The sequence below is a fragment of the Rhodoferax potami genome (assembly GCF_032193765.1).
Lineage (GTDB): Bacteria > Pseudomonadota > Gammaproteobacteria > Burkholderiales > Burkholderiaceae_C > Allorhodoferax > Allorhodoferax potami.
The window spans coordinates 359,279-385,412 of the sequence record NZ_JAVBIJ010000001.1 but is presented as its reverse complement, the minus strand read 5'-3'; the positions used below and the strand labels follow the sequence as shown (position 1 = coordinate 385,412).

The window sequence follows — 26,134 nt, the reverse complement described above, 5'->3', positions numbered from 1 at the left end:
TGCTGGCAAGCCTTGGATCAAGCTTGGCAAAGCGCACGGGTGCTGCGCCGCTCCAACGCCACCGATGCACCAAACACCAATAGGCCAAGGAACGACAGCGCCGCGCCCACATAACCGGTAGCGGCATAGCCGTAGCCCAAGGTGATCACCAAGCCACCCAACCATGCGCCCAAGGCGTTGGCAATGTTGAAGGCGGAATGCATCGAGGCAGCGGCCAGGGTCTGCCCGTCTGCGGCGACATCCATCAACCGGGTCTGGATAGCGGGGCCGGCAGCAAAAGTGCAGCCAATCAAAAAGGTACACAAGCACAGCATCCAAGGAGAGGCTGCGGTCACGCTGAACAGCGTCATCACCACAATATTGAAGATCAACATGCCGCCGATGGTGCCCATCAAGGCGATGTCCGCCAGTTTGGAGCCCACGACATTACCCACATTCATGCCAACACCAAACAGAGCCATGATGACTGGCACCATGCCCGCGGGCATGTTCGCGACTTCGGTGGCAGTGCCCGCAATGTAAGAAAAGATCGAGAACATACCGCCAAAACCAGTCGCGGCCAGGGTGAGCGTCAGCAACACTTGCGGGTGGGTGAACGCCACCAGCTCGCGCATCACCGTGGCACCTTCGCTAGGCTTGTCGCGTGGCAGGTAAAGCCAGATGAGCGTGACCGTGATAGCCCCGATCACCCCCACCGACAGAAACAGCACCCGCCAGTTGAGCGACTGCCCGAAATAGGCCATGACCGGCGTACCCAAAAGGGTCGCGACCGTGAGACCCATCATCACGTAGCCCACCGCCTGGGCTCGCATCTGCACCGGCACCAGCGATGCCGCCACCAAGGCAGAAACGCCGAAATAGGCACCGTGCGGCAGACCCGTCAAAAACCGCAGCACCGTAAAACTCAAGAAATCAGGCGCCATCGCACTGGCGAGGTTGCCCACGGTAAACACCGACATCAAGATCAGCAATAACGAACGGCGCGACGCCTTGGCCCCGGCAATCGCAATCAGCGGCGCACCCACCACCACACCCATCGCGTAAGCGCTGATGACATAACCCGCCTGCGGCGTAGTGACCTGAAACGTGGCAGCCACATCCGGCAGCAGGCCCATGATGGCGAACTCGCCAGTGCCGATACCGAAGCCCCCGCACGCCAGAGCGAGGATGACCAAAACCACCTGAAACCGTGTCAACGGGGTGGCATCTTTTTTTGAATGCATGAATTCCTTGGGGGTGGTGCAGTGCACCTCGACATGAAACCGCGAGTGCTGCGTCAATTGGGGCAGACGCGCTCTCCAGTTGCTTTTCTGACGAAGCACAAGTTTTCGTCCGGAGTGCGGCGCTCGCTTTCCGGGCGCTGCTTTTTCGAGGCCTCTTGGGCTTGTTGCTGTTGAACTGCGGCTTGCACTTGTTTGTCGCGGCGCTCGCATTCCGCCCGCGCATCCGGGGTAGGGTATTTGTTGCAAAGCTCTTGGGCTCGCGCAAGAAAGCCCCCGGTACTGCAACCGGCGAGCAAACTTGCAGCGATCAAAACAACCCCGCTAGCGCACCGAGCCATCGCTCAACTCCTGAGAAATCACCGTTTTCTCAACCAGTCGGTCGTCGCCCAGCACGATCAGGCTGAACAGCAGCTCATCGAGGTTGGACGCCAACGCTGTCTTGCGAGCTAGGAGCGGCGTGGCTTGGGGGTTGAGGACCACAAAGTCGGCCTCGCAACCGGGCAGCAGGTTGCCTACCGCAGGCCCACCATTCGCGCCGTCCAGCCCCAATGCGCCTGCGGCGCCGGCGGTGTGCTGCCACCACAGGTGTTGGGGTGAGAGCGAGAGGCCCGGCTTGGTCCGGCCCTCGCGACCCACGTAGTAGGCCGCGAGCATGGTGTGGAAGGGGCTGAACGACGTGCCGCCCCCCACATCGCTGGCCAGGCCGTACTGGTAGCCCACGCGGTCGGCACCTTCGTAATCGAAGAAGCCGCTGCCCAGAAACAGATTACTGGTCGGGCTGATGGCCGCGGCCGCGCCGGTGTCGCGCATCAGGGCACGGTCGTCGTCATCGAAGTGGATGCAGTGGGCGTAGATGGCGCGTTCGCGCATCAGGCCGAAGTCGTCGTAGGTGGCGAGGTAGGAGCGGGACGCCGGGAACAGCTCGCGCGCCCAGGTGATTTCGTCCTTGTTCTCAGCCACATGGCTTTGAATCCACACGTCACCGTATTGCTTGGCCAACTCGCCCGCGCCGCGCAGCTGGGCATCGGTGCTGGTGGGCGCAAAGCGCGGGGTGATGGCGTAGCCCAGGCGGTCCACGCCATGCCAGCGCTGGATCAGCGACTCGGTATCGCGCAGGCTTTGCTCGGTACCGCTCACACTGCCCTGCCCCTGGTTCACCAGGTAGTCCGGGGCATGGCGGTCCATCAGCACCAGCCCGGTGATCAGGCGCATGTGCCGGGCTTGCGCCTCGGTGAACAAGGCGTTGACCGATTCGGGGTGCGAGGTGGCGAAAGTGAGCGCGGTGGTGACGCCATTGCGCAGCAGCTCTGCTACAAAAAACGTAGCTGCTTGCGCACTATGGCCGGGCGCGGAGAAGCGATTTTCTTCAGGAAATGTGTAATTCTCCAGCCAAGGCAACAAGCCGCTGGCGGGCGACCCGATCACATCAATCTGCGGGTAGTGGATGTGCAGGTCAATAAACCCCGGCGCAATGATGCGGCCGGGAAAATGCTGCACCGGCACTTGCGGATACTGCTTCGATACCGTGCCGTAAGCACCGATCGCCTGCACCACTTGCCGCCCCTGCGCATCAGGACCGACGACCAGCAGGCCGTCCTGCTCGTAGAGGGCACGGGCCACGCCCTCGCTGCGGGGGGCGAACCAGAGAAGAGAGGCGCGATAAGCGTTCATGGTGCTGTGTTTAGTGGGCACGCAGCGTGCAGCTGTCGCCGATGCCGTCACGCCACACGCGCACTTGCGACAAGCCCGGAAACTCAGCCGCCATGGCACGCCAGATGAATGCCGCCAAATTCTCCAGCGTGGCTGGGCCGAGGCCTTCGACTTCGTCCAACAAATGGTGGTCCAGCTGGGGGCGCAGCACCTGAATCGCGTTACGCAAGTGGCCCAGGTCCACCACCATGCCGGTGTCGGCATCGGCGCTGCCGGTCACCGTCACTTCGGAGTGGTAGGTGTGGCCGTGGATGCGGCGGCTACCGGCGATCTCTTCGGCGTCGTCCACCGTGCGCTTCAAGGTATGGGCGGCATCGAAGAAAAACTTCTGGCTGACCTCGCAGCTGCGGGGGAGCGGGATGGCGGGTGCTTGGGTCATCGGATGCCTGTGATCTTGTGGGTTTGCAACGAAAGGCGCCAGGCCGGGCGTTGCATGCACTGGGTGATGCAGGTCTCGGTGTTGGCCGCGCGCTGCGGGTTGTCCATGGGCTGCAGGTAGCGGTGGGTGAAGCTGGCGGCCTCGCACTCCTCCAGGGTGATGCCGGCCTGCGGCCACACCAGTTTGAGCTCGTGGCCCTGGCGCTGGATCCACTGCGAGCCGGCTTTGGGGCTCACGCAAATCCAGTCGATGCCTTCGGGTGCGAGCACCGTGCCGTTGGTTTCTACCGCGATCTGGAATCCCAGCGCATGCAGCGCGTCGATCAGTGCGGTGTCCACCTGCAGCAACGGCTCGCCGCCGGTCATCACCACAAAGCGGTGGGCCGAGTCGCCGGCCGGCCACTGCGCCGCAATGCGCTCGGCCAGCGCCTCTGCGGTGCTGAACTTGCCGCCCAGCGTGCCGTCGGTGCCCACAAAGTCGGTATCGCAAAATTTGCAGACGGCAGTCGCGCGGTCTTGCTCCCGGCCGGACCACAAGTTGCAACCCGCAAAGCGGCAGAACACGGCCGGGCGCCCTGCGTGCGAGCCTTCGCCCTGCAGGGTGTAGAAAATTTCTTTGACTTGGTATGCCATGGCCGTTACGCAACCACAGCGAAAGAAAGAGAGAAACAACAAGCGGCCACAGGTGTGGCAGCGAGGTTTTTGTACATGGTAGTCCTCTACATGGCTCCGGAACACAAAAGACAAGGCCCGCCGGAGCAGCGGGCCTTGGGGTGGATTTTACCGTGCGGCACTGCAAACGGTATACAGCGCCGCAGATACTATCTATTTGATAGCTACCCGCGCAGACATAGCGAGCGCTAGAGGCCTATTTGGCACTCAAACGCCGCCCGGGAGCAGGCGAGCGCGCTTGGCGGGTGCTCAGCGGAAAGTTTCAAACACCCCATCCAAGCGCTGCACGTACTTCTGGCGCAGGGATGCATCGATAAAGCTGGCATCAAAGCTGTTACGTGCCAGCGCATACGCGTGCTGGGCGCTCAGGCCCAGGGCGGCAAATGTCTGGGTGAAGTTTTCGTTCAGGTAGCCGCCGAAGTACGCCGGGTCGTCGGAATTGACAGTAGCCATGATGCCGGCGTCCAGCATGGTGCCGATGTTGTGCTGTGCCAGTGTGGGGAACACGCGCAGCTTCAGGTTGGACAGCGGGCACACGGTGAGCGGCATCTTGTCTGCGGCCAGACGCTGCATCAGGGCCGCGTCATGGATGGCTTGCACGCCGTGGTCGATGCGCTCGACCTTGAGCACATCCAGCGCGCTCCAGATGTAGGCAGGGGGCGCCTCTTCACCTGCGTGCGCCACCAACCGGAAGCCCAACTCGCGAGCGCGGGCGTAGACCTTGGCAAACTTCTCGGGCGGGTGCCCCACTTCGCTGGATGCCAAGCCGATACCGACAATCTTGTCGCGCAACGGCAGCGCCTGCTCCAGGCATTCAAAGGCTTCTTCTTCGCTCAAATGGCGCAGGAAGCACAAAATGAGCGAGGCGGTCATGCCGAACTTGGCAGGCGCATCCGCGCAGGCGCGGTACAGGCCGTTGATGACCACATCGGCGCTCAGGCCGTGGCCAGTGTGGGTTTGGGTGTCGAAGAAGATTTCGGTGTGCAACACGTTGTCAGCCTGCGCTTTGGCCAGATACGCGCAGGTCATGTCGTAGAAGTCCTGCTCGGTCTTCAGCACCATGGTGCCCTCGTGGTAGATGTCCAAAAACTCTTGCAGGTTGTTGAACACATAAGCGTCGCGCAGCGCTTGTTCGCTGGGAAAGCGCAAAGGCACGCTGTTGCGCTTGGCCAGCGCAAACATGAGCTCGGGCTCCAGCGAGCCTTCGATGTGCATGTGCAATTCCGCCTTGGGCATGGCGCGCAACAGGGCGGGCATGCGATCAGCAGATACGCTCTTGACGGCAGGAAAATTGGTCATCAGCAGACTCCAAAAGTAATACGTTCTTGTTTGAGAAACCGGCGGTATGCCGATGAGGCTTTGTCTGCCGCGGTGTGCACTTCGGCGCGCACATCCAGGGGCAGGCATTGGGGGGTTTGCGATTCCAGCACCGGTTTGTCTTGCATGAAGATGGTGTGCTGGAAATCTTGTAGCTTGGCATCCGGCGACTCAAAGTCGGCCATGGCCAAGCGGAACCAGACGCGGCTGGTCTCCGGTGTTGTCGGGCAAATGAACAATGCGATGGACTCGCGGAAGCCCTGCAGCGCCACACTGGCGGCGTCAGGCACCTTGGTCAGCACAGCGGTATACGGTGCGACGACTTCGTAGGTGTACTCGACCTGTGCAGGGGCGGTAGAGTGCACATTGCTTTGGGGCTGCCAGGCTTTGCATTGGGTGGCACGCAAACCCGTGGGGGTGGGCTCTACCGTGTAGTCGTCAATCGCGGTCGCTTCGCGCATGCCGAGCCAACCTTCGTGCACAAAACCGAAGTGCGCCATGTCCAGAAAGTTTTCCACAATCCGCGGCGCGCTGGTGGCCACGTCGTAGGGGCCGCACAGCACTTTCCGCAAACCGCCATCGGATTCCGCCGCAAACGGCGGCACCGTACGGGTCGGGTCCGCCTCCAGCTGCACCCACAGGAGCCCATAGTGCTCTTCGACGCCGAACACGCGAGCGGCATGGCCGTCAGGTGGCACAAAGCCGGGAAGCGCCGGCACCTTGATACAGGCACCATCCGCCGCAAATTGCCAGCCGTGATATGGGCACTCCAAGTGCCCCGAACACACCCGCCCCAACGACAGCTTGGCACCGCGATGGGGGCATTGATCCGCCCACGCGTGGGCGGTGCCTGCGTCATCGCGCCAGAGCACTACCGATTGACCGAGCAACTGCACGCCCAAGGGGGCTGCTTGCAAAGCGGTGCTTTGCGCGACCGGGTGCCACATACGGGCTTCTGTCAAAGATTCCATGCTGTCCAAGATGCAACTATGTAGCAGCCATTAACAAAAAAGGGCCGCACAGGGCGGCCCTTTCACTTACCGGGTCACCATTATTTGGCGCCGGGAACCTTGCCTTCCACGCCCTTGACGTAGAAGTTCACGCCGGACAGGAACTTGTCGTCAGCGGTTTCGCCGTCTTTCAAGATTTCCTTGCCAGCGTTGTCCTTCAGAGGACCTTTCCAGATAGAGAAGCTACCGTCGGCCAAGCCCTTTTTGATCTCTTCGACCTTGGTTTTGGTTTCAGCGGGCACGTCTTCGGCGACGGAAACGATATCGATCGCGCCTTCTTTCACACCCCACCAGACACCGGTGTTACCAGTCCAGGTGCCTTCCAGGGCGTCTTTGGTGGCCTTGATGTAGTAAGGACCCCAGTTGATCACTGCAGATGCCAAGTGGGCCTTGGGGCCGTAGGCGGTCATGTCAGAGTCCCAACCGAAAGCGCGCTTGCCCTTGGCTTCCGCGGTCTTCAAGACAGCGGCAGAGTCGGTGTTCTGGAACAGAACGTCGGCACCGCCGTTGATCAAGGAAGTCGCAGCTTCGGTTTCTTTGGGTGGATCAAACCAGCCGTTCACCCACACCACTTTGGTCTTGATCTTGGGGTTGCTGCTTTGAGCGCCCAAGGTAAAGCTGTTGATGTTGCGGATCACTTCAGGAATTGGGATCGAAGCCACCACACCCAAGGTGTTGGTCTTGGTCATTTTGCCGGCGATCACACCCGCCATGTACGCGCCTTCGTAGGTGCGGCTGTCGTAAGTCCGCATGTTGTCGGCTTGCTTGTAGCCGGTAGCGTGCTCGAACTTCACGTCCTTGAATTCGGGCGCAACTTTGAGCATGGGCTCCATGTAGCCGAAGGTCGTGCCGAAAATCAGCTTGTTGCCGCTGCTGGCCATTTCGCGGATCACGCGCTCAGCGTCCGCAGACTCAGGCACGTTTTCCACGAAGGAAGTGACGATCTTATCGCCGAACTCGGCTTCGAGCGCCTTGCGGGCATTGTCGTGTGCGAATGTCCAGCCGCCGTCGCCCACAGGGCCGACGTAGGCGAACGCAATTTTCAAAGGTTCTGGCTTGGGCGCAGGTGCGGAGGCAACTGGAGCCGGTGCCGGCGCGGGAGCCGGCTCTTCCTTCTTGCCGCAGCCAACCAAGGCAGCGCCAGCAACGGCTGTAAGGGCCGCTACCTTGAGCAAGGAGCGTTTTTGCAAATCTGTCATGTCACTTCCTTATAAAAAAACGAGAGATCCAACCAAAACTTTCGCGCGTCAGGAACCCGGATAAAACGGCTTGCCAATAGAGGCCGGCATGTTAATCCGGATCCAACGCGGATTGCGCGAAATAAGAGCCAAGACCACGATGGTCGCAAGATACGGCAACATGGTCAAGAACTGGCTGGGCACTTCGACGCCGATACCCTGCAAATGAAACTGCAACATGGTCACGCCGCCGAACAAATAGGCTCCAAGCAACACCCGTGCCGGGCGCCAAGTGGCAAAAGTGGTCAGAGCCAACGCGATCCAGCCTTTGCCGGCCACCATGCCCTCGACCCACAAGGGGGTGTAAATCACAGATATATACGCACCCGCCAAACCGCACAGTGCGCCGCCGCACACTACGGCGCCTAAGCGGATGGCGCGCACCGGGTACCCCAGTGCATGCGCAGACTCAGGGCTCTCGCCCACGCTGCGCAAAATCAAACCGGCACGGGTGCGGTACAAAAACCAGATCAACCCCAGTGCAAACAGTACCGTCAGGTACACCATCGGGTGGTGTTTGAACAAGGCGGGGCCCACAAACGGGATGTCCGAGAGGCCGGGAATCGCGAAGCTGGGCCGATCGGGCATTTTTTCCTGAACATACGAAATCCCTGCAAACGCAGAGAACCCCGCGCCGAAGAGGCTCAGGGCCAAGCCGGTGGCGTATTGGTTGGTGTTGAGCCAGATCACCAGCACACCGAAGATGGCTGCCATGACCGCACCTGCGGCAATACCGGCCATGAAACCCGCCACATCGCTGCCGGTGTGCACCACCGCCGCAAAGCCGGCAATAGCGGCGCACAGCATCATGCCCTCGGCACCTAGATTGACGATGCCGGCTTTTTCGTTGATCAACAGGCCGAGCGAGGCAATGGCCAGCACCGTGCCGGCATTCAGAGTTGCTGCGATCAGCAGTGCATACGCATCCATTATTTTTTACCTCCTGCAGCGGAGACCCATTTGAGGCGGTAATTCACCAACGTATCGCAAGCCAAGAGGCTGAACAACAGCAAGCCCTGGAACACACCTGTCAGAGACTTGGGCAGCCCCAAACGGGACTGGGCGAGCTCGCCACCGATATAAAACATGCTCATCAGCAGCGCCGAAAACATCATACCCACCGGATGCAGGCGCCCCACATAGGCCACGATGATGGCCGCAAAGCCGTAGCCGGCCGGCACATAGGGGGTGAGCTGGCCGATGGGGCCTGCCACTTCCAGCGCGCCAGCCAAGCCCGCCATGCCGCCGGATACCAGCAAGGCGGTCCACAGCGCTTTGCGTGATGAGAAACCGGCATATCGGGCAGCGGCAGGCGCCAACCCGCCGACCTGCTGGGCAAACCCGGCACGTGTGCGGAACAGAAAAATCCAAATACCAGCCACGGCCACCACCGCAAACACCACGCCGATCGTCATGCGGGAGCCCTGAAACAGCCGTGGAATGCGGGTGGCCGCCTCAAAGGTTTTGGTTTGCGGAAAGTTGTAGCCCAAAGGATCTTTCCAGGGCCCGTAGACCAGATAGCCCAGTACCTGCACCGCCACGTACACCAGCATCAAGCTAACCAGGATTTCATTGGCGTTGAATTTGTCGCGCAAGAAGGCGGTGAGCCCGGCCCAGGCCATGCCCCCGGCAATGCCCGCTATCACCACGGGCACCACAATCCAGCCCCCGGTGGTTTTTTCGGCCAGCAAGGCCACACCACTGGCCGCCACCGCGCCAATGATGTACTGCCCCTCGGCTCCGATATTCCACACATTCGAGCGGAAACAGACCGCCAGCCCCAGCGCAATCAGCAGTAATGGGGTCGCCTTGACCACAAGTTCACCCAGGGCGTAACCGCTCTTGATAGGCTCCCAGAAAAACACCAACAGACCCCGCACCGGGTCTTTGCCCAGTGCCATGAACAGCACGATACCGATGAGCACCGTCACCAGTAGCGCGAGCACCGGCGAACCGTAGCCCCAAGCTTTGGACGGCTGGGGCCGGGCTTCGAGTTTCAATCCGGCTTTAGCCATGGGCCACCTCCACAGCAGCGGCTGCGCCGGAGCCTTCCCACAATCCACTCATCCATTCCCCAATCTTTTCGACCGTGGCTTCCGCCACCGGCACCGATGGCGACAGCCGACCATGTGCAATCACGTGCAGGCGGTCGCTCACCTCAAACAATTCGTCGAGCTCTTCGCTCACCACGAGGACTGCGCAGCCGGCATCCCGCAGGGCTAGAATTTCGCCGCGGATCTGCGCTGCGGCCCCCACGTCCACGCCCCAGGTGGGCTGGGACACGATGAACAGCTTGGGCGCTGCATCGATCTCGCGGCCCACAATGAACTTCTGCAAATTACCGCCGGAGAGCGAGCGCGCCGCAGCCGTGGGGCCATTGGCCTTGACGTTGAAGGCCTTGATGATGCGCGCGGCATGGTCTTCCAACTGGCGCACCCGGATCCAGCCGCCGGCGAACTTGGGCGCAGAAATGGACTCGGTGCGGGTCAGCAACATGTTTTGCGCCAGACTCAGGGTAGGCACCGCACCACGGCCCAATCGTTCCTCGGGCACAAAGTGCAGGCCCAGCTTGCGCCGGCCGCCGGGGTGCATGGAAGACACATCGGCCTTACCCATGCTCACACTGCCCTTGGGCGCGCGCACGTCTTCACCCGACAGGGCGTAGAGCAGCTCCCTTTGGCCATTGCCGGACACACCCGCAATGCCCACCACCTCACCCGCATGCACCGTGAGCGAAATACCGTTTAGATCTACACCGAACTGGTCTTCGCGGGCCAGGCTCAGGTTTTTAACGGTGAGTACTGGCGAGCCGGCTTGTTGGGGGCGATGCTCCAGCTGCGGCGGTTCCGCGCCGATCATCAGGCGGGACAGAGATGCGTTGGATTCTTCGGCCGGATTGCACACCCCGGTGACCTTGCCGCCGCGCAGCACGGTGCAGGCGTTGCACAACTCGCGGATCTCGTGCAATTTGTGTGAGATATACAAAATACTGCAGCCCTCTGAGGCCAGCTTTTTGAGCACCACAAACAGCTTTTCCACCGCTTGCGGGGTCAGCACCGAGGTGGGCTCATCCAAGATCAGCAACTGCGGGTTGGTCAGCAAGGCGCGGATGATTTCCACCCGCTGCATCTCACCCACGCTCAGGGTGTGCACCGGGCGGCTGGGGTCGATGTCCAGACCGTATTCGGCCGCCTTGGCGGTGATGCTGGCGGTAACCTGCTCCAGGCTTTGCGCCTTGTCCAGACCTAGCCACACGTTTTCCGCCACTGTGATGGTGTCAAACAGGTTGAAGTGCTGGAACACCATGCTGATGCCCAGCGCCCGCGCTTCTTTGGGGTTGCGAATGTTGACAGGCTTGCCGTTGAACAGCACTTGGCCGGCATCGGGCTTGATGGAACCGTAAATAATCTTCATCAAGGTGGACTTGCCGGCACCGTTTTCGCCGAGCACGGCGTGGGTCTGGCCGGGCAGCACGGTAAGCGATACGTCGCTGTTGGCGATCACGCCCGGGTAGGCTTTGGTGATGCCTGTCAATTGCAGCCGAGGGACGACAGGCATGGGAGGAGAAGATTCCATACGAACGGGTTGTATTAATTATTCTTTGCGAAGCTCGGCCGCCACCGACTTGATGCGCTCGCGCAGCCACCTATTGGACGCACTCGTGTGCGTGCGGGCGTGCCAGAGCTGGTAGTACATCATGCGGGGGAACTGCACAGGGCAAGGCATTATTGTCACCGGTAGGGTGTCCACAAAACGTTCACAGTACTGGCGGCCGGTAGTTAACACGAGCAAGGTTGATGCCACCATGCCCGGAATCAGGCTGAAATGGGGGCAACGGGCCACAATGTGCCGCTGCAAACCGAGGCCGCTCAGGTGCTCGTCAATCACTCCTTTGGCACCCGGGTGGGTGGCGCCGGGCGCAATGTGCTCGGCCTCCAGCCATTGGGTCTGGTCCCAGCCACGGCGCACGGCGGGGTGCTTGTTAGACACCAGGCACACCACTTCGTCCCCGAAAAGGCGGCCCAAATGAAGGTCGTCCGGCGGTTGGGGCCAGTTGCCGATGACCACATCAATATCACCCTGCGCCAACTGGGTGCGGTAGTCAGAGGCACCGCTCAGCGGGTGGATTTCTATTTCCGCAAAAGGCGCCTGCTCCTTGATTTGTGCGACCAGGCGCGGAAGAAACAGGGGGTCCAAATAATCGCTGGCGGCCAAGCGGAAGGTATTGCGAGCGGCATCGGGCTCGAACCCTCGCGCATCGGAGAACAACATCTCGGCGGCACGCAAAATGCTGGCACTGGGCTCGAGCATGCGCAGCGCCGTATCGGTGGGTACCATGCCGGAGCCGGAGCGCACCAACAAGGGGTCACCGGCAAAGTCTCGCAGCCGCTTGAGCGATGCGCTGACCGCCGGCTGGTGCATGCCCAGACGGATGGCGGCTTTCGAAACGCTGCGCTCGGTTAACACGGTATGAAGGACCCTGATCAAATGAAGGTCTATCTTGTCGAAAAGGGATTGGTCTCTCATACACAGCGTTCAATTGGACCCATATGCTAATGCGTATGGAAACGGAACAACACCCGGATTACCCTCCCGCACGAGGAAACACGCATGACCACCACCCCATTGAAGTTTGTACGCCGCGGCGAAATCGTCACGCTGCATGGCGTTCCCCCCACCCGCACCCTGCTCGAGGTGCTGCGCGAAGACCTGCACTGCACGGGCACCAAAGAGGGCTGTAACGAAGGGGACTGTGGTGCCTGCACCGTCGTCGTGGGCGAATCGGTCAACGGCGAACTGCAGACCAAGGCAGTAAACAGTTGCATCAAGATGGCCCACAGCCTGAACGGCAAGGCACTGTGGACGGTGGAAGACATTGCCGCCGACGACGGCCGCTTGCACCCTGCGCAAGAAGCCATGGTGCAATGCCACGGCTCGCAATGCGGCTTTTGCACCCCCGGCTTTGTGATGAGCCTGTTTGACCTGTACCGCCACCATGCCCATGCCGGCGCCCCCATCACCCGGGACGACGCGCTGCACGCACTGAGCGGGAATTTGTGCCGCTGCACCGGCTACCGCCCTATCCTGGATGCTGCCCAGACCATGCTGGGCCAACCCGCCGTAGACCTGCGCGAAGCCGAAACGCTATCAAAATTGGAGCTGCTTGCGCAGGATGGACGGGCGCTAAAGGTCGATTCTTCTTATATATCCCCCACCACCCTGCCCGCCTTGCTGGCGGCGCGGGCCCAGTATCCGCAAGCGCAAATAGTCGCTGGCTGCACCGATGTAGGCCTGTGGGTCACCAAAATGCACAAGGACTTTCCGCGCGTGTTGGATGTGACCCAAGTGGCTGAACTGCGACGCGTGGAGCAGTATCCGCACCACATCGCCATAGGCGCCGCCGTCACCCTGACGGATGCGTTTGCCGCCCTGGTGGCTGACCGGCCGCAGCTGGCCACTTTTGCCAGCCGCTTTGCCGGCCTTCCGGTGCGCAATGCAGGTACGCTAGGCGGCAATGTGGCCAATGGCTCGCCCATCGGGGACTCCATGCCGCTGCTAATTGCCTTGGGCGCCAGCGTGGTGCTGATGGCTTGGCGCGGCAAAGGCAACAAGGCCAAAGCGGTGCACCGCGAACTGCGCCTGGAAGACCTCTACACCGGCTACCGCCAGAACGTCATGGCGCCGGACGAAGTGCTGGCCTGGATCAAAGTGCCAAAGGCCGTGCCCCACGAGCGGTCACGCGTTTACAAGATTTCCAAACGCTTTGAAGACGATATTTCTGCCGTCTGCCTCGCGCTGAACCTGCATATCGAAGGCGACATTGTCACCCACGCCAGCATCGGGGTCGGTGGTGTGGCGGCCACGCCAGTGCGTGCGCTCAAGACACAAGCTGCCTTGCTGGGCAAACCCTGGAACCCCGCCACGGTGAAAGCCGCCCAGGCCACCCTGCGGTCCGAGTTCAGCCCGATTTCCGACATGCGCGCCAGCAGCGCCTACCGGGTGGAGGTGCTGGGCAACCTGCTACAGCGCTACTGGCTGGAAAGCCAGGGCCTCACGGCCATCAATCTAGATAGCTACGTGCTGACAGGAGAAGCCGCATGACTGCCCCCCCTATGATTTCAACGCTCATGCCTACGCTCTCGCCCGAGGTCGCCGCCGCCGTGCCCGCCCCCCGCGGCCCGGCCGCCGGCGTCAACCAGTTCCATGAAAGCGCCGTGGCCCAGGTGGCCGGTGCGGTGCATTACATCGACGACCTGCCCGAGGTACGCGGCACCTTGTATGCCGCGCCCATCCTTTCCACCCACGCGCACGGCAAGCTGCTGGGCGTGGACAGCACGGCAGCGCGCGCCATGCCCGGCGTGGTGGACGTGGTGCTGGCGGAGGACATTCCCGGCGACCCCATGCTGGCCGCCTTTGCCGGCGACGAGCCGGTGTTTGCCTTGGACACCGTGCAGTTCGTCGGCCAAGTGGTGGGCGTGGTGCTTGCCAAAACGGTGATGCAGGCCCGCCATGCCGCCCGGAAAGTGCAACTCAAGATCGAGCCCTTGCCGGCCATCCTGTCGGTGCAGGAATCCATCCGCGCCCAAAGCTTTGTGCTGCCGCCGGTCAACGTGCGGCGCGGTGATGCGGATGCGGCCCTGAAAAGCGCGCCCCACACCTTGCACGGCACGCTGGAAGTTGGTGGGCAGGAACACTTTTACCTGGAGGGCCAGATTGCCTATATGCTGCCGCAGGAGCAGAACCAGTGGGTGGTCTACAGCAGCACCCAGCACCCCGGTGAAGTGCAGCACTGGGTGAGCCACGCATTGGGCATCGACAACCACGCCGTCAAGGTGGAATGCAGGCGCATGGGCGGCGGCTTCGGCGGCAAGGAAACGCAGGCCGGCCATCTGGCCGTGTGGGCTGCCATTGCGGCGGCCAAAAACCGCTGCGCCGTGAAGCTGCGGCTGGACCGGGACGACGACTTCATGGTCACCGGCAAACGTCACCCCTTTGCGTATGAATACAGCGTGGGCTTTGACGATACCGGCCGCCTGACCGCCCTCAAACTGCAAATGGCTGTTAACTGCGGCTTCAGCGCAGACCTGTCCGGCCCGGTGGCGGACCGCGCCATCTTCCACACCGACAACGCCTACTACCTGCAGGATGTGGACATCACCTCCTACCGCTGCAAAACCAACACCCAGAGCCACACCGCCTTCCGCGGCTTCGGCGGCCCGCAGGGCGTGGTGCTGATTGAGGCGGTGATGGGCGACATCGCACGTGCGCTCAACCTCGACCCGCTGGATGTGCGCATGCGCAACCTCTACAGCGATGAGGCCATTGCAGGCACCGACCAGAGGCGCGACACCACCCACTACCAGATGAAAGTGGAGGACAACATCCTCCATCCCTTGCTATCAAAATTGGAGCTATCTGCGCAGTATCGACGGCGGGTAGAGGCTATTTCGGCATGGAACCAGACCAGCCCGGTGCTCAAGCGCGGCATCGCCATTACGCCGGTCAAGTTCGGCATCAGCTTTACGGCGACGCTGTTTAACCAAGCTGGCGCGCTGGTGCATGTGTACACCGACGGAAGCGTGCAGGTGAACCATGGCGGCGCCGAGATGGGTCAGGGCCTGAATACCAAGGTCGCCCAGATCGTGGCGGACGAATTGGGCATTCCCTTCACCCGGGTGCTCAGCACCGCCAGCGACACCAGCAAAGTGCCTAATGCTTCGGCCACTGCAGCCAGTGCGGGTACCGACCTCAACGGCCGCGCGGCCCAGTTTGCCGCCCGCAATGTGCGCGACAACCTGGCCGCCTTTGTGGCCGGGCTCGATGGCTGCGGTGCAGGGGCCGTGCGCTTCAAGCATGGCGAAGTGTTCTCGCCCACCACCACCCGCAGCTTCGACGACGTGGTGAAAATGGCTTATGCCAACCGCATCCAACTCTGGAGCGACGGCTTTTACCGCACCCCCAAAATCCACTACGACAAGACGACGCTGACCGGCCGGCCCTTTTACTATTTCGCTTATGGTGCAGCGTGCACCGAAGTGGTGATCGACACCCTCACCGGCGAAAGCAAGGTGCTCAAAGTGGACATCCTCCACGACGTGGGCCGCAGCATCAACCCCGCCATCGACGTGGGGCAAATTGAAGGCGCCTTTGTGCAAGGCATGGGCTGGCTCACCACGGAGCAACTGGTCTGGAACGACAAGGGTTACCTCAGCACCCACGCGCCCAGCACCTACAAAATTCCCACCGCGGCGGATGTGCCCGAGCACTTCAAGGTGGACCTTTGGCACGAACCCAACCGGGAAGACAACGTGTTCGGCAGCAAAGCCGTGGGCGAGCCACCTTTCATGCTGGGCATCAGCGTGTTTGAAGCCTTGCGCGATGCGGTAGCCCAAGCCAAAGGCCCGGGTGCCACCGTGCAACTCACGGCGCCGGCCACGGCTGAGAATGTGTTGAAAGCGCTCAAGGACTGAGCACGAAGGTTTGGGGCCTGCCCCTCACCCGCCGTAGCGGGCCCAGACCAACCACGCAGCGAACGGCAAGTGGGCGACCAAGAATGCCGGCCAGCGGACCCCGCCCTCGCTCAATGCCCGGGCTCCGCCCCACATGGCGATGCCCATGCCGACTGGCAGTAGCCAGAGTTGCCAGCCCGCGTTGCCCGGGGAAGACCATGCCACGGTGACCACGAACACCACCGTGGCAACAGGCCAGATACCCAACGTCAAAAGGAAGATCCAGAGCTTGAGCAAGTTGCGCATAAGTGCATCGGTAGAAAAGACCGCTGCAATGTAGCAACTATTCGCAGTCGCGCCTGCGAGCAAAGGCTGCGAAATGTAAGTGGCGATTACACCCCGGCAAGCGTTCGCAAACCGCTGGGGTCTACCAGATTCACCGTGCGGCCTGAGCCGCTGATGAGGCTGCGTTCCCGCAGGTGGCGCAGCACGCGGGAGAGCGTCTCGGGTGCAATGCCCAGCTGTGCAGCAATCAGGCGTTTGCGCTGTTGCAGCTGCACGGCGCAACCACCCTTGTCATTCGATTCGGCATGTTGCAGCAGCCATTCGGCGCAACGCGCCTCGGCGCCCTTGGCCAGGCGACTCACCGCCAGTTCGGTTTGTTCGCGGTGCGCCTGGGCCAAGCCGGTCAGCATGGTGGTGCTGAGTTGGCGGTTGGCGGCCAGGGCTGCCTGGAATTCAGCCATCGGCATCTTGCGCAATACCACCTCCGTCTGGGCAACCACGTCCACAACGGCGGGCAGCGATAGCACTGCAGCTGTCGGGTTGAGCCAACAGGGGCCCTGCATCTGACCGAGCTGATGCTCCAGCAGCTCGTCGCGGCTACCCGGCTCACCGCTGATTCCCGTGAGCACCAGACCACTTTCCAGATACCAAGCCGCCACCGTCGGGTCACCGCGACTTAACAGGACGGTGCCCGCCGCACAGCGTTCAAGGCGTGCACTGGCCAGAAACGAAGGGGGAGGAGTAGATGAGGGTGACAGCATGGCACCACTATGCCCGCCGACGCCGGGCTGCGCTTTGAGACAGATCAATGGTTTGGCGCACGCCGCCTCGCAAAAAAACCGCAACTTTGTGAAAAACCGCACTCTGCGACCCTAAAAAAACTAGAAACAATCTGTAACGACACGTAAGATTGCGCGCGTCACACATCTAGGGGTTTACGACTACAGATTCGCTCAAGCGGTCTGTGCGTTACCTCAGCCTGATGGCCTACGTTTTCGATAAGGCCACACTAAAAAATGAAAAAGCTCTTCTTCCGCTTGCTGGCTGCTTTCGCCTGTGCGGCTCAAGCCAGCGCTGCCAGTCCTTCCGTGGCTCTTTATTACGGTGCCTCTCCACCGTGGGAACTCCTGCGCGCGTTTGACCGGGTGGTGGTGGATCCCGGCCATGTGCCGGAGCCTCGCTCCATAAAAAATGGTCCGCCCGAATTGGCAGCTTATGTGGCGGTGGGCGAAGTACAGCCCAGCCGACCCTATGCCGCCGCCATTCCTGCGGCCTGGATCAAAGGTGAAAACAAAGACTGGGGCAGCCGGCTGATTGACCAAGCCCAGCCCGGGTGGCCTGTTTTCTTTGCAGAACGCGTGATCCAGCCTTTGTGGGCCGCCGGCTACCGGAGTTTCTTTTTCGACACGCTGGACTCTTACCACCTGTTTTCCAAAACGCCCGAAAGCCGCTCTTTACAAGAAGCGGGCATGGTTGAACTGGTGCGCGAGGTCAAACGACGGTATCCCCAAGCCAAGCTGATTTTCAACCGCGGCTTCGAAATCCTCGGCAAGACCCATTCACTCGTGGACATGGTGGCGGCAGAGTCCCTGTTTCAAGGGTTTGATGCCGGAAAAAACCGCTTCCGGCCGGTGCCCGGGGCAGACCGCGAATGGTTAATGGGGCAACTCTCGACCGTCAAAAACACCTATGGTTTGCCGGTCCTCGCGATCGACTACGTGCCCGCAAACGACAGGGCATTGGCCCGCACCACCGCGGAGCAGATCCGGGCTCTCGGCTTTACCCCTTGGGTGACTACGCCCGACCTCACCAGCATTGGGGTTGGCAGCGTCGAAGCCATGCCGCGAAAGGTACTGGTCGTACACAGCACACCGGTCAATGAGGCTTCGCTGCGCTACCTCGATCCCGTGCGCATGCTGTCGCTGCCACTGAACTATCTGGGCTATGTGCCGGAGTTTGTCGACGCCAGCCAGCTACCCGACCACCCCTTGAAAGGGCGGTATGCGGGCATAGTGATTTGGCAAACGGTCCCAGCCACCACCGCAGAGCAGCAGCGCTTGTCGGGCTGGCTGCGCAAACAAGTGCAAGACACGGTACCCGTGGCATGGCTCAACATGCCGGGCACCCTGCTCGACAGCAATTTGCGCAGCACTTTGGGCATCACCCTCACGCCCACCTCCGGTGCAATTGCCCCGATCACCGTGGTGCAACAAAGCGGGATCATGGGGTTTGAGCGGGCGCCAACGCCTGCGCTTGACAGCTTTGCGGGGATGACTGTCGAGGGCGCACAGCCTCTGCTGGTGCTGATGCAGGCCGATCGCACCCAGCAAGCAGCGGCCATCACCCCATGGGGTGGCTTTGTGAGCTCGCCGTTTGTGACCTCGGTTCTGCCCGGCGAACTGGGCAGCCGCTGGGTGGTGAACCCGTTTGACTTCTTGAGCCAGGCGCTGCGCCTGCCAGAGATGCCCATCCCGGACACCACCACCGAATCCGGCAAACGCATGCTCATGATCCACATGGACGGCGATGGCTTTATCAGCCGCTCCGAAACGCCGGGCAACCCCATCGCCGGTGAAATGGTCCGTGACCGTGTGGTGCGCAAATACGCGCTGCCGATGACTATCTCGGTCATTGAAGCTGAAATTGCACCGGACGGCCTGTACCCCGGTCTCTCGCCGCTTGCCGAAAAAGTGGCCAAAGAGATCTTTGCAGCGCCCCATGTGGCCATCGCATCCCACAGCTACTCCCACCCCTTCTTCTGGTACAAGGCCAGCGCGGGTGAAGGCTCGGACAGCTACAACCTGCGCATCCCCGGTTACCGCTTCGATGTGAAACGCGAGGTCGATGGGTCCATCGCCTACATTGAGCGCCGCTTGGCCCCGCGCGGGAAAAAGGTGGAAGTATTCCTCTGGACCGGCGACTGCATCCCGACCAGCGAAGCGCTGCGCGCAGTAGCGGCCGCGGGCATTGTCAACATGAATGGCGGCGACACAGTAGCCACACGCTCGAACCCGAGCCTCACTTACGTCGAGGGTCTGGGCCTGCAGCGGGCCGGTGGTTTTCAGGTTTTTGCACCCAACCAGAACGAAAACGTTTACACCAACAACTGGCTGGGTCCGTATTACGAGTTTGAGCGGGTGATTGAAACCTTCCAACTCACCGAGTCCCCGCGCAGACTCAAGCCCATCAATATTTACTTTCACACGTATCTGGCGACCAAGCGTGCCGGCGTACAAACCCTGGACAAAATTTTCCAGTACGCGCTGAGCCAGCCAGTCACGCCGGTGCACATTGCCGACTATGCGCGCAAGGTGATGGATTTTCAGGACTTGTCGATCGCCAGAACCCCTCAAGGATGGCAAATCCGGGGTGCGAGTGCACTGCGCAGCCTCCGGCTCCCTGCCGCGGTGCCATTGCCGGACCTCGAGTCCAGCCGGGGAATTGCCGGCTACACCGCGGATAGTGGCGACCGGTATGTCCACTTGCATACAGATTCGGTGTCCTGGGTAGCGTCGCCCGGCGCACCAACCAACCGGCCGCTGTTAGTGTCTGCCAATGCCCGGGTGACCGACGTGCAACACGCCTCCACCGGCGTGCGCTGGAGTTTGAGCGGCCATGTGCCACTGCAATTCACCCTGAAGAATGTTCAGGACTGCGATGTGCGCCTGGGCAACCGCAAGTTAACGCCCCTCCGCCAGGAAGGCTCCTTCTCTCACTTTGAACTCACTGAACATGTTGCCCCATCGCTCGAAGCGCTATGCAGGAATTGATGGAGAGATTCCACGCCTGAAGCTGGCGACGGGTTGGCAACTGCTACTCATCGGCTTCATGGTGCTGACTCTTCTGGCTGTCGTGTTTCCGCGCAAGGAACTGGTAGCCAAGCTTTACGAGCAAGAAACGCTCGATGAGCTCACACTGTCCTACATTCAAAACCTGTACCGGGCCAGTGCCGGCAACCTCGATGTTGCCTTGCTGCTCGCACGCGTGCAGCAACAGAAACTGGACCTGCCGACCCTGAGACTGATGCTGCTCTCAGCCGCAGCAGAGGGCGACCTGCGTCAACGCACCGCTGCCCGCACAATTTTGCTGAGCGCTTATGACCGCCGCTTGCAAAAAAGCACCAACGCCGAGCAACTGGCTGAACTCCGCCAAGGACTGCCCGCGTTTCTGGATCCGGCGCTCGCAGACCCAATGACAGAGAGCATGGCCCAGAAGTTTGCAGATCTGGCCTTCACGCTCGACAACCCAGATGCGGGTTTGCAGTTCATCGCAAAAACCCAGAAATCCAGTGGCCCTGATGCCTTGGAACGTTATGCCGTGCGCGGCTTGGCACGTGGCAACTATGAGCAAGCGGCAAGGTATTACTTCATGGCACAGCAGCAAACAGAACCGTACACCGACAAGCGGCGGCTGTTCATGGCCGGGGTAGACACCCTGATGGCAGGCGGCTTGTACGCCCGCACCATGAGCGCTGCGAACACACACCTGGGCGCACTGGCGCAAGACAGGGTCACGCTGCGCTACCTGGCACATGTTGCCCTGGCGGCGGGTTATCCGAACGAGGCCAACGCCTATGCCAAAGCCCTGATTTTTCAGCCGCAAGGAGCGCAACCTTGAGCCTGCGCCATGCCTGGATCCTTGCGCTTTACCCTGCTTGGGGCGCTGCGTGGGCCCAAGAAAACCCGACACCGGGCCAAGATTACCAATCCCTGCAAATCGCCAGTAGCACGGAGCTGAAAGGTTTGCAAAGCCTCTACGAGCAGCACCGGAATTTGCCCTTTCTCCGCTTGGAGAAGCGCGGAAATCAATTCACCTTGCGGGCTGGCTTTTGGCGTAGCACCGAAGAGGCGCGGCGCGCCCTCTCGGGCCGCGCCATCCCGGGTGCCCAGCTTCGCATCGCGGTGCTGCGCCCCGAGTTGCTGCTGCAGACCAACTGGACCTCGAATGCCCCGCTCGCGCAAGATGCGCGCCCCCAGGCCGCAGAACCCCTGCAGCCTAAACCCGCGACACCCGCGCCCCCTTCGTCGCCATCTCCCTCGCCTGTCCAGCCTGCCCAGCCGGCTCCTGTCAGGGCGCCAGAGATCATCACACCCAAGTCCTATAGACCTGACGACGGCAAAGCGACGGGCCTGACCCTGCGCAACCTGAACCTCGAAGACATGGCCCTGTCTTATGGTGTGCTGCTCAGCACCGGGGACTTGCAACCGGCTCTGCAGATTGCCCGTGCAGCGGTGCAGATGGCTCCCGCGAACCGGGAATGGCGCCTTCGCTTGGCGAAAGTTGCGGAGTGGACCCAACAGCCGCTGATTGCCGCGCAGCAGTGGGCCTATATCTTCCAACAAGGCGCCCGGGACGCAGAGACTCTGGCCAATGTGGCCCGACTCGCATGGCAGATGGAAGACCTCCAAGTCCCCTTGAGCGCATGGCAAACGCTGGCCAAACGTCGCCCGCTCAGCGCTGCGGAAATGGTGGAAGTGCTGAAGCTCTTTGAAGAGTCCGCACAGCCTGCAGAAGGCTCCCTGTTCTTCGAAGCCCAGTACCTGCAGCGGGGTGATCTGCAACTGCTGGAATACGCCGCGCGCCTTGCAGGCAACTACGGAAATGACGCACGCACGCTGCAGCTGCAAATTTTGCGCAGCCAGGCAAACCCCTTTTCGCTGGGCGCGGTGCTCGATGTGGTGATGGTCTACGTCCGCAGCAACCGGCTGCCGGAAGCCCTTGCATTTATGCAGAGCCACGAAGCACGCGTGCCCCCCGAGGCCTCGGAATTCTGGCGCCTGTTGGGTGAAGTGGCTTGGGACCTGCAGCGCGTGGACATTGCACGCGGGGCCTATGCCAATTACGTCAAAAGTGAATCGGCTACCAGTGACGATTGGGGCCGCCTCGTGGCATTAGCCGGCGTACAACAAACAGACCAGGCCGCGAACCTCGCGTTGGAAGGGTACCGCCGCTTTGGTACCTTTGCCCTGCTGACACAGGCGCTGGAGATGTTTGCCAACCAAGCCCAATGGACCCGCATGGGCGAGGCGCTGGCGCTTTTGCAAGGGGCGGCACTCAGTGATGCCGAGTCGTCGAGCCAGTTTTTGCTGCTACGCGCCCGGTATGCGCAAGGCCTGAAACAAGCAGATAACGCGTGGGCCGATCTGCGCCGGGCCATGGTGATGGAGCCGGTGTCCAAAACCGTGGGGCTCAGCAGCTTGTGGTTTTTGATAGACCAGCAACGCACCGCGGAGCTAGCCGTGGCCCTCAAGCACTACCAGAGTAATGGCGGGGATGCGGACTATTGGCCTGCCTTTGCTGCAGGCCACCAGGTGCTTAACCAACCACGGCAGGCACTCAGCTGGTACCAACGCATCGTGGCAAAGGCGCCGCAGGATGCATTCACCCTCCTGAACTATGCCGACGCACTGGAACGCAACCAACAAGCAGGCATGGCCGCACGCGTGCGCCGCCATGCCTGGCTGATCTTGCGGGCGCAGTTTCCAGCAGACACAGCGCGCACAGAGGCCGAGATGTCCAGCGCCGAATGGCGCACGCTCTTGAGGCTTTCGCTCTTGAACCGGCCCGGTGATCCTGCACTGCAACAAGCCCGCGACTGGGCCCGCAGCCTCAAGGCACTACCCGCCGACGCTTCCGCCCCGGAGACGACCGAACTGATATTGGCCTGGGCCATCAGCACCGAACAATTTGTCAATGCGCGGACGTGGATGACCCGCCGCTTCCGTGAGCAGGCCCAAGCGCCCGTATGGGGTCGGGCCCAAGTAGCCCTGCAAACCGGAGACACCCGGGACATGGACGACCTGCTGCAGACCCAACGCGAGGCACTGCCGATCTACAACCGCTATGACATCGAACGCGCCATGGGTCTGCACGCTGAGGCACTGACCACAGCATTCAATGGACTCACGCGCAGCCCGGATGACGAGGCCTTGTACGACCGTTGGCGCCAGCACGCGCCCGCCCAGGCGGCCTATCTGGAGAGCACGCTGAAGAGCGAAAACGCAGGCAGCTTCAGCAACTTTTCGGTCGGGCAGCATGCCCAGTGGCCGGTGAAACAAGGGCTGGTTGCAACCCTGGGCTGGACCGGAGCCCGGCAAACCTCAGGCGATGCAGGACTGCAAACGCTGCTCACCGATACCGAGCAACTCAACAACCTGGGCCTCCAATGGGCCAGCCCCGGGCAAAACGGGGCGCTCACCCTGTTCCAGCGCCGGGAGCTGGGCACCATGAATGGGGCGCAACTCAGCCAGTCACTCCGTCTGCCGTATGGGCTTCAGTGGAGCACCCGCCTGGACATCGGCAATGCCAGCCAGGCCAGCCCCGCCATGCAAATTGCAGGCGCAGAAGACAGCCTGAGCACCACCCTCGGTGCCCAGCTGGACAAACGCCTCAACCTGCAAGCCACCCCGGCAGTAAAGCGCTATTACAGCCAACTCGGTGACGGTCTCGGACGTGGTCAGTCTCTCGAACTCGAAGCCGGATACCGCCTGCGGGTGGACTATCCGGACTGGCGACTCCGCGTCAACTTGCGCAGACAAGTCTTCGACCGCGACGACGGGCCGAGTGCCGATTCGCTGCAACGCTACCCGGAAGCGTTTCAGCAAGCCGTGAGTGCAGGCACGCTCAGCACCACCAACTATTTCTTGCCGGAAAGCAGCACCAGCTGGGGCCTGTGCCTTGGCATGGGCGAAAACTTGGGCGGGCAGAGCTTGCAAAACGGATTCAGCCGAGGCTGGCGCCCTTTTGTCGATGCCTGTTTGCGCCATGACTCCCAAGCCGGCGAGGGCTACTCCTCGCAAGTCGGCCTGGCGGGCTCGGTGTTCGGGCGGGACTTGATACGTATCGAACTCCAACACATCGATGGCCTTGCCAGCAGCAACGGCCCGGGCAGAACCTTGACCCTGCGTTACCGCAATTACTTTTAACCACGAGCACCCTGATGAAACTCCACACTCTCTTGTGCACCGCTGCGCTGGCCTTGACCGGTTGCGCCACCTCCATCGAATCCAATACCGGCCGCGGCACGCTGGAAGCAGGCGCCTCTTGGGCCTTGCTCCCCTTGTCCAACAATACCGACACGCCGCAAGCGGCGCTGAGTGCAGAGTCCATGCTGGAGCACCTGTTGCGTCGCCGTGGTGTGCCGGAACTCAAGATCTACCCCGCAGCCCTGTCACGGGACAGCTTGTTTGAGCCCTCTGAGCGGAAAGTCAGCGAAGAAGCCCAGAAGTGGGCACGCGACCAGGGCGTTCGGTACGCGGTGAGCGGCAGCGTTGAAGAGTGGCGCTACAAAGTCGGCCTCGACGGCGAGCCCGCTGTCGGCATTACCGTCAAAGTAACAGACCTGAGCTCAGGGCAAATCGTCTGGAGCACCACCGCAGCCAGCAGCGGGTGGAGCCGGCAAGCCCTGTCCGGCGTGGCGCAGGCCGTCATGCGCGACGCCCTGACCAGCTTGCCACTGCCCGCCGTGGCACCTGCAAAGTAAGTCGCTTATGGGAGCACCCTCCTCGACCAGTTGGCTCAAAAAGCTCATCAGCCCGCATCGGCTGGCACCCGATCCGGTGCTGGCCCGTGACCAGTGGCTCGAAATATTTTTGATCCCCCTGATCGGCATTGCCGTGGGCTGGTGGATCAGCGCCGACGACCCGATGCTCGCGCAAAGCCACTTTCCCTGGCTCTGGTTTGCACCGATCTTGATTGCGTTGCGCTACGGCGTTTCGCCGGGCTTGCTGAGTAGCATTCCGCTGATCATCAATTGGTTGATCGCCAATGCCATGGGTCGGGTTGAAGATGCCTTCGCCTTCCGCTTTTTCTTCGGTGCGGGTGTGCTGGTCATGGTCTGCGGCGAGTTCAGCGATGTGTGGCGTGATCGTAATGCGCGCATGGAAGAGACCTACCTGTATGTGACCGAGCGTCTTTCGCGGCTCACCAAGAGGCACCTGCTACTCAACCTGTCCCACGATCGGCTTGAACAAGAGATGCTGATCCGCCCGGGCTCCCTGCGCGATGCCCTGGCCCGCCTGCGGGGAATGGCCATGCAACCCACCCCGCAGGATGACCCCATGCCGGCGGCCAATAGCTTGCTGCAACTGCTGTCGCAGTATGTCAATCTGGAATCCGCCACGCTGTATGCCATCAAGAACCCGGACACCGACCCGCAATTGGGCCCGGCTCTGGCGGTGATCGGGGACCCGCTACCGCTCTTGCCGGGAAATGTGCTGTTCCAGAAAGCACTGGAAACACGGGCGCTGGTGCACATCGCCGGCGAAGACATCAGCAGCTCTGACCCCGACAGCCCCCTGGTGGTCGCCCCGCTGGTGGCTGGCAACGACACCATATTGGGCGTGCTGGTCGTGACCCGTATTCCGTTTTTCTCACTGACGGTAGAGAACCTGCAAATGATGTCAGTGATCCTGGCCTATTACGCAGACAACATCCGGATCGGCCCCGATACCTACAAAGTCCAGCAGGCGCTTCCGGGCATCCCGGCATTGTTCGCAGAAGAGCTGGTGCGCATGAGCCGGCTGAATCACTCGGTGGGCCTGTCCAGCCATTTGGTGATCATGACCTTTGAAGGTGCATTGGGGGCCGAAATCACGGCCGAGTTTGTGCGCGTGAAACGCGGACTGGACTTGTACTGGCAAACGCATATCCGTGGGCAGCCTGCAGTCGTGGTGCTGATGCCGTTTGCATCAGACTCTGCCAAGGAAGGTTTTATCCAGCGGATTGATGACTGGCTGCAACTGCGCTTTCATGGCGACATCCAAAGCCTGCAAGTCCGCCTGCACACCATCGACTTCGCCCTGGAAGACCCGGTGCAAGCCCTGACCACCCAGTTCGCTCCGTGAGAAAGC

Annotated in this window: 20 protein-coding genes; 7 read left to right on the top strand and 13 right to left on the bottom strand. The window is 61.5% G+C overall.

What is annotated here, in order from left to right:
* Positions 1-17: 17 nt before the first annotated feature.
* From RAE21_RS01845 to RAE21_RS01795, 11 genes are all read right to left on the bottom strand, one after another.
* Positions 18-1,223 (bottom strand): MFS transporter, encoded by a 1,206-nt coding sequence (locus RAE21_RS01845; protein ID WP_313879887.1) that lies wholly within the window; start codon positions 1,221-1,223, stop codon positions 18-20.
* Positions 1,224-1,544: 321 nt separating this feature from the next.
* The gene (gene guaD / locus RAE21_RS01840) at positions 1,545-2,894 is read right to left on the bottom strand and encodes a guanine deaminase (RefSeq protein WP_313879886.1); all 1,350 of its coding nucleotides are present in this window, start codon (positions 2,892-2,894) and stop codon (positions 1,545-1,547) included.
* 10 nt (positions 2,895-2,904) lie between these two features.
* On the bottom strand, positions 2,905-3,312 hold the full coding sequence (locus RAE21_RS01835; protein ID WP_313873842.1) for a 6-carboxytetrahydropterin synthase: 408 nt from the start codon (positions 3,310-3,312) through the stop codon (positions 2,905-2,907).
* On the bottom strand, positions 3,309-3,944 hold the full coding sequence (gene queE / locus RAE21_RS01830; RefSeq protein ID WP_313879885.1) for a 7-carboxy-7-deazaguanine synthase: 636 nt from the start codon (positions 3,942-3,944) through the stop codon (positions 3,309-3,311). Before queE ends, RAE21_RS01835 begins: the two co-directional genes overlap by 4 nt.
* 288 nt (positions 3,945-4,232) lie before the next feature.
* Positions 4,233-5,282: an adenosine deaminase gene (locus RAE21_RS01825; protein ID WP_313879884.1), complete on the bottom strand. Its 1,050-nt coding sequence runs from the start codon at positions 5,280-5,282 to the stop codon at positions 4,233-4,235.
* Complete coding sequence (locus RAE21_RS01820) at positions 5,282-6,271, bottom strand: aromatic ring-hydroxylating dioxygenase subunit alpha (protein WP_428983953.1); 990 nt, start codon at positions 6,269-6,271, stop codon at positions 5,282-5,284. The genes RAE21_RS01825 and RAE21_RS01820 overlap by 1 nt, the downstream gene beginning before the upstream one ends.
* A gap of 80 nt (positions 6,272-6,351) precedes the next feature.
* On the bottom strand, positions 6,352-7,509 hold the full coding sequence (locus RAE21_RS01815) for a BMP family ABC transporter substrate-binding protein (RefSeq protein ID WP_313879883.1): 1,158 nt from the start codon (positions 7,507-7,509) through the stop codon (positions 6,352-6,354).
* A 48-nt stretch (positions 7,510-7,557) separates the two neighbouring features.
* Positions 7,558-8,478 (bottom strand): ABC transporter permease, encoded by a 921-nt coding sequence (locus RAE21_RS01810; protein WP_313873846.1) that lies wholly within the window; start codon positions 8,476-8,478, stop codon positions 7,558-7,560.
* Complete coding sequence (locus RAE21_RS01805; RefSeq protein WP_313879881.1) at positions 8,478-9,563, bottom strand: ABC transporter permease; 1,086 nt, start codon at positions 9,561-9,563, stop codon at positions 8,478-8,480. The genes RAE21_RS01810 and RAE21_RS01805 overlap by 1 nt, the downstream gene beginning before the upstream one ends.
* Positions 9,556-11,106, bottom strand: coding sequence for an ABC transporter ATP-binding protein (locus tag RAE21_RS01800; protein WP_313879880.1), 1,551 nt, complete (start codon positions 11,104-11,106; stop codon positions 9,556-9,558). Before RAE21_RS01800 ends, RAE21_RS01805 begins: the two co-directional genes overlap by 8 nt.
* 36 nt (positions 11,107-11,142) lie before the next feature.
* On the bottom strand, positions 11,143-12,075 hold the full coding sequence (locus RAE21_RS01795; protein WP_313879879.1) for a LysR family transcriptional regulator: 933 nt from the start codon (positions 12,073-12,075) through the stop codon (positions 11,143-11,145).
* Positions 12,076-12,159: 84 nt separating this feature from the next.
* Here RAE21_RS01795 and xdhA point away from each other — a divergent pair, with 84 nt between their 5' ends.
* Both xdhA and xdhB read left to right on the top strand, forming a co-directional pair.
* Positions 12,160-13,650 (top strand): xanthine dehydrogenase small subunit, encoded by a 1,491-nt coding sequence (gene xdhA / locus RAE21_RS01790; RefSeq protein WP_313879878.1) that lies wholly within the window; start codon positions 12,160-12,162, stop codon positions 13,648-13,650.
* 26 nt (positions 13,651-13,676) lie between these two features.
* Complete coding sequence (gene xdhB, locus RAE21_RS01785) at positions 13,677-16,019, top strand: xanthine dehydrogenase molybdopterin binding subunit (RefSeq protein WP_428984052.1); 2,343 nt, start codon at positions 13,677-13,679, stop codon at positions 16,017-16,019.
* Positions 16,020-16,043: 24 nt separating this feature from the next.
* Here the strand turns inward: xdhB and RAE21_RS01780 are convergent, their stop codons facing one another.
* The gene (locus RAE21_RS01780; RefSeq protein WP_313879876.1) at positions 16,044-16,304 is read right to left on the bottom strand and encodes a hypothetical protein; all 261 of its coding nucleotides are present in this window, start codon (positions 16,302-16,304) and stop codon (positions 16,044-16,046) included.
* An 86-nt stretch (positions 16,305-16,390) separates the two neighbouring features.
* Positions 16,391-17,044 (bottom strand): Crp/Fnr family transcriptional regulator, encoded by a 654-nt coding sequence (locus RAE21_RS01775; RefSeq protein ID WP_313879875.1) that lies wholly within the window; start codon positions 17,042-17,044, stop codon positions 16,391-16,393.
* Between the two features lie 255 nt (positions 17,045-17,299).
* On the opposite strand from RAE21_RS01775, the gene RAE21_RS01770 reads away from it, so the two are divergent.
* The 5 genes from RAE21_RS01770 to RAE21_RS01750 are packed head-to-tail and all read left to right on the top strand — an operon-like array spanning position 17,300 to position 26,128.
* Complete coding sequence (locus RAE21_RS01770) at positions 17,300-20,053, top strand: bifunctional glycoside hydrolase/polysaccharide deacetylase family protein (protein ID WP_313879874.1); 2,754 nt, start codon at positions 17,300-17,302, stop codon at positions 20,051-20,053.
* Positions 20,016-20,900 carry a hypothetical protein gene (locus RAE21_RS01765; protein ID WP_313879873.1) on the top strand — a complete coding sequence of 295 codons (885 nt, stop codon included), beginning with the start codon at positions 20,016-20,018 and terminating at the stop codon, positions 20,898-20,900. The genes RAE21_RS01770 and RAE21_RS01765 overlap by 38 nt, the downstream gene beginning before the upstream one ends.
* On the top strand, positions 20,897-24,208 hold the full coding sequence (locus tag RAE21_RS01760; RefSeq protein ID WP_313879872.1) for a tetratricopeptide repeat protein: 3,312 nt from the start codon (positions 20,897-20,899) through the stop codon (positions 24,206-24,208). The genes RAE21_RS01765 and RAE21_RS01760 overlap by 4 nt, the downstream gene beginning before the upstream one ends.
* 14 nt (positions 24,209-24,222) lie before the next feature.
* Positions 24,223-24,765 carry a penicillin-binding protein activator LpoB gene (locus RAE21_RS01755; RefSeq protein WP_313879871.1) on the top strand — a complete coding sequence of 181 codons (543 nt, stop codon included), beginning with the start codon at positions 24,223-24,225 and terminating at the stop codon, positions 24,763-24,765.
* Positions 24,766-24,772: 7 nt separating this feature from the next.
* The gene (locus tag RAE21_RS01750; RefSeq protein ID WP_313879870.1) at positions 24,773-26,128 is read left to right on the top strand and encodes a PelD GGDEF domain-containing protein; all 1,356 of its coding nucleotides are present in this window, start codon (positions 24,773-24,775) and stop codon (positions 26,126-26,128) included.
* The last annotated feature ends 6 nt before the right edge of the window (positions 26,129-26,134 follow it).

Excerpts from the sequence above, each read along its gene's own strand:
- RAE21_RS01845 (WP_313879887.1), bottom strand. The coding sequence starts at position 1,223 with ATGCATTCAAAAAAAGATGCCACCCCGTTGACACGGTTTCAGGTGGTT.
- guaD (WP_313879886.1), bottom strand. The coding sequence starts at position 2,894 with ATGAACGCTTATCGCGCCTCTCTTCTCTGGTTCGCCCCCCGCAGCGAG.
- RAE21_RS01835 (WP_313873842.1), bottom strand. The coding sequence starts at position 3,312 with ATGACCCAAGCACCCGCCATCCCGCTCCCCCGCAGCTGCGAGGTCAGC.
- queE (WP_313879885.1), bottom strand. The coding sequence starts at position 3,944 with ATGGCATACCAAGTCAAAGAAATTTTCTACACCCTGCAGGGCGAAGGC.
- RAE21_RS01825 (WP_313879884.1), bottom strand. The coding sequence starts at position 5,282 with ATGACCAATTTTCCTGCCGTCAAGAGCGTATCTGCTGATCGCATGCCC.
- RAE21_RS01820 (WP_428983953.1), bottom strand. The coding sequence starts at position 6,271 with ATGGAATCTTTGACAGAAGCCCGTATGTGGCACCCGGTCGCGCAAAGC.
- RAE21_RS01815 (WP_313879883.1), bottom strand. The coding sequence starts at position 7,509 with ATGACAGATTTGCAAAAACGCTCCTTGCTCAAGGTAGCGGCCCTTACA.
- RAE21_RS01810 (WP_313873846.1), bottom strand. The coding sequence starts at position 8,478 with ATGGATGCGTATGCACTGCTGATCGCAGCAACTCTGAATGCCGGCACG.
- RAE21_RS01805 (WP_313879881.1), bottom strand. The coding sequence starts at position 9,563 with ATGGCTAAAGCCGGATTGAAACTCGAAGCCCGGCCCCAGCCGTCCAAA.
- RAE21_RS01800 (WP_313879880.1), bottom strand. The coding sequence starts at position 11,106 with ATGCCTGTCGTCCCTCGGCTGCAATTGACAGGCATCACCAAAGCCTAC.
- RAE21_RS01795 (WP_313879879.1), bottom strand. The coding sequence starts at position 12,075 with ATGAGAGACCAATCCCTTTTCGACAAGATAGACCTTCATTTGATCAGG.
- xdhA (WP_313879878.1), top strand. The coding sequence starts at position 12,160 with ATGACCACCACCCCATTGAAGTTTGTACGCCGCGGCGAAATCGTCACG.
- xdhB (WP_428984052.1), top strand. The coding sequence starts at position 13,677 with ATGCCTACGCTCTCGCCCGAGGTCGCCGCCGCCGTGCCCGCCCCCCGC.
- RAE21_RS01780 (WP_313879876.1), bottom strand. The coding sequence starts at position 16,304 with ATGCGCAACTTGCTCAAGCTCTGGATCTTCCTTTTGACGTTGGGTATC.
- RAE21_RS01775 (WP_313879875.1), bottom strand. The coding sequence starts at position 17,044 with ATGCTGTCACCCTCATCTACTCCTCCCCCTTCGTTTCTGGCCAGTGCA.
- RAE21_RS01770 (WP_313879874.1), top strand. The coding sequence starts at position 17,300 with ATGAAAAAGCTCTTCTTCCGCTTGCTGGCTGCTTTCGCCTGTGCGGCT.
- RAE21_RS01765 (WP_313879873.1), top strand. The coding sequence starts at position 20,016 with ATGTTGCCCCATCGCTCGAAGCGCTATGCAGGAATTGATGGAGAGATT.
- RAE21_RS01755 (WP_313879871.1), top strand. The coding sequence starts at position 24,223 with ATGAAACTCCACACTCTCTTGTGCACCGCTGCGCTGGCCTTGACCGGT.
- RAE21_RS01750 (WP_313879870.1), top strand. The coding sequence starts at position 24,773 with ATGGGAGCACCCTCCTCGACCAGTTGGCTCAAAAAGCTCATCAGCCCG.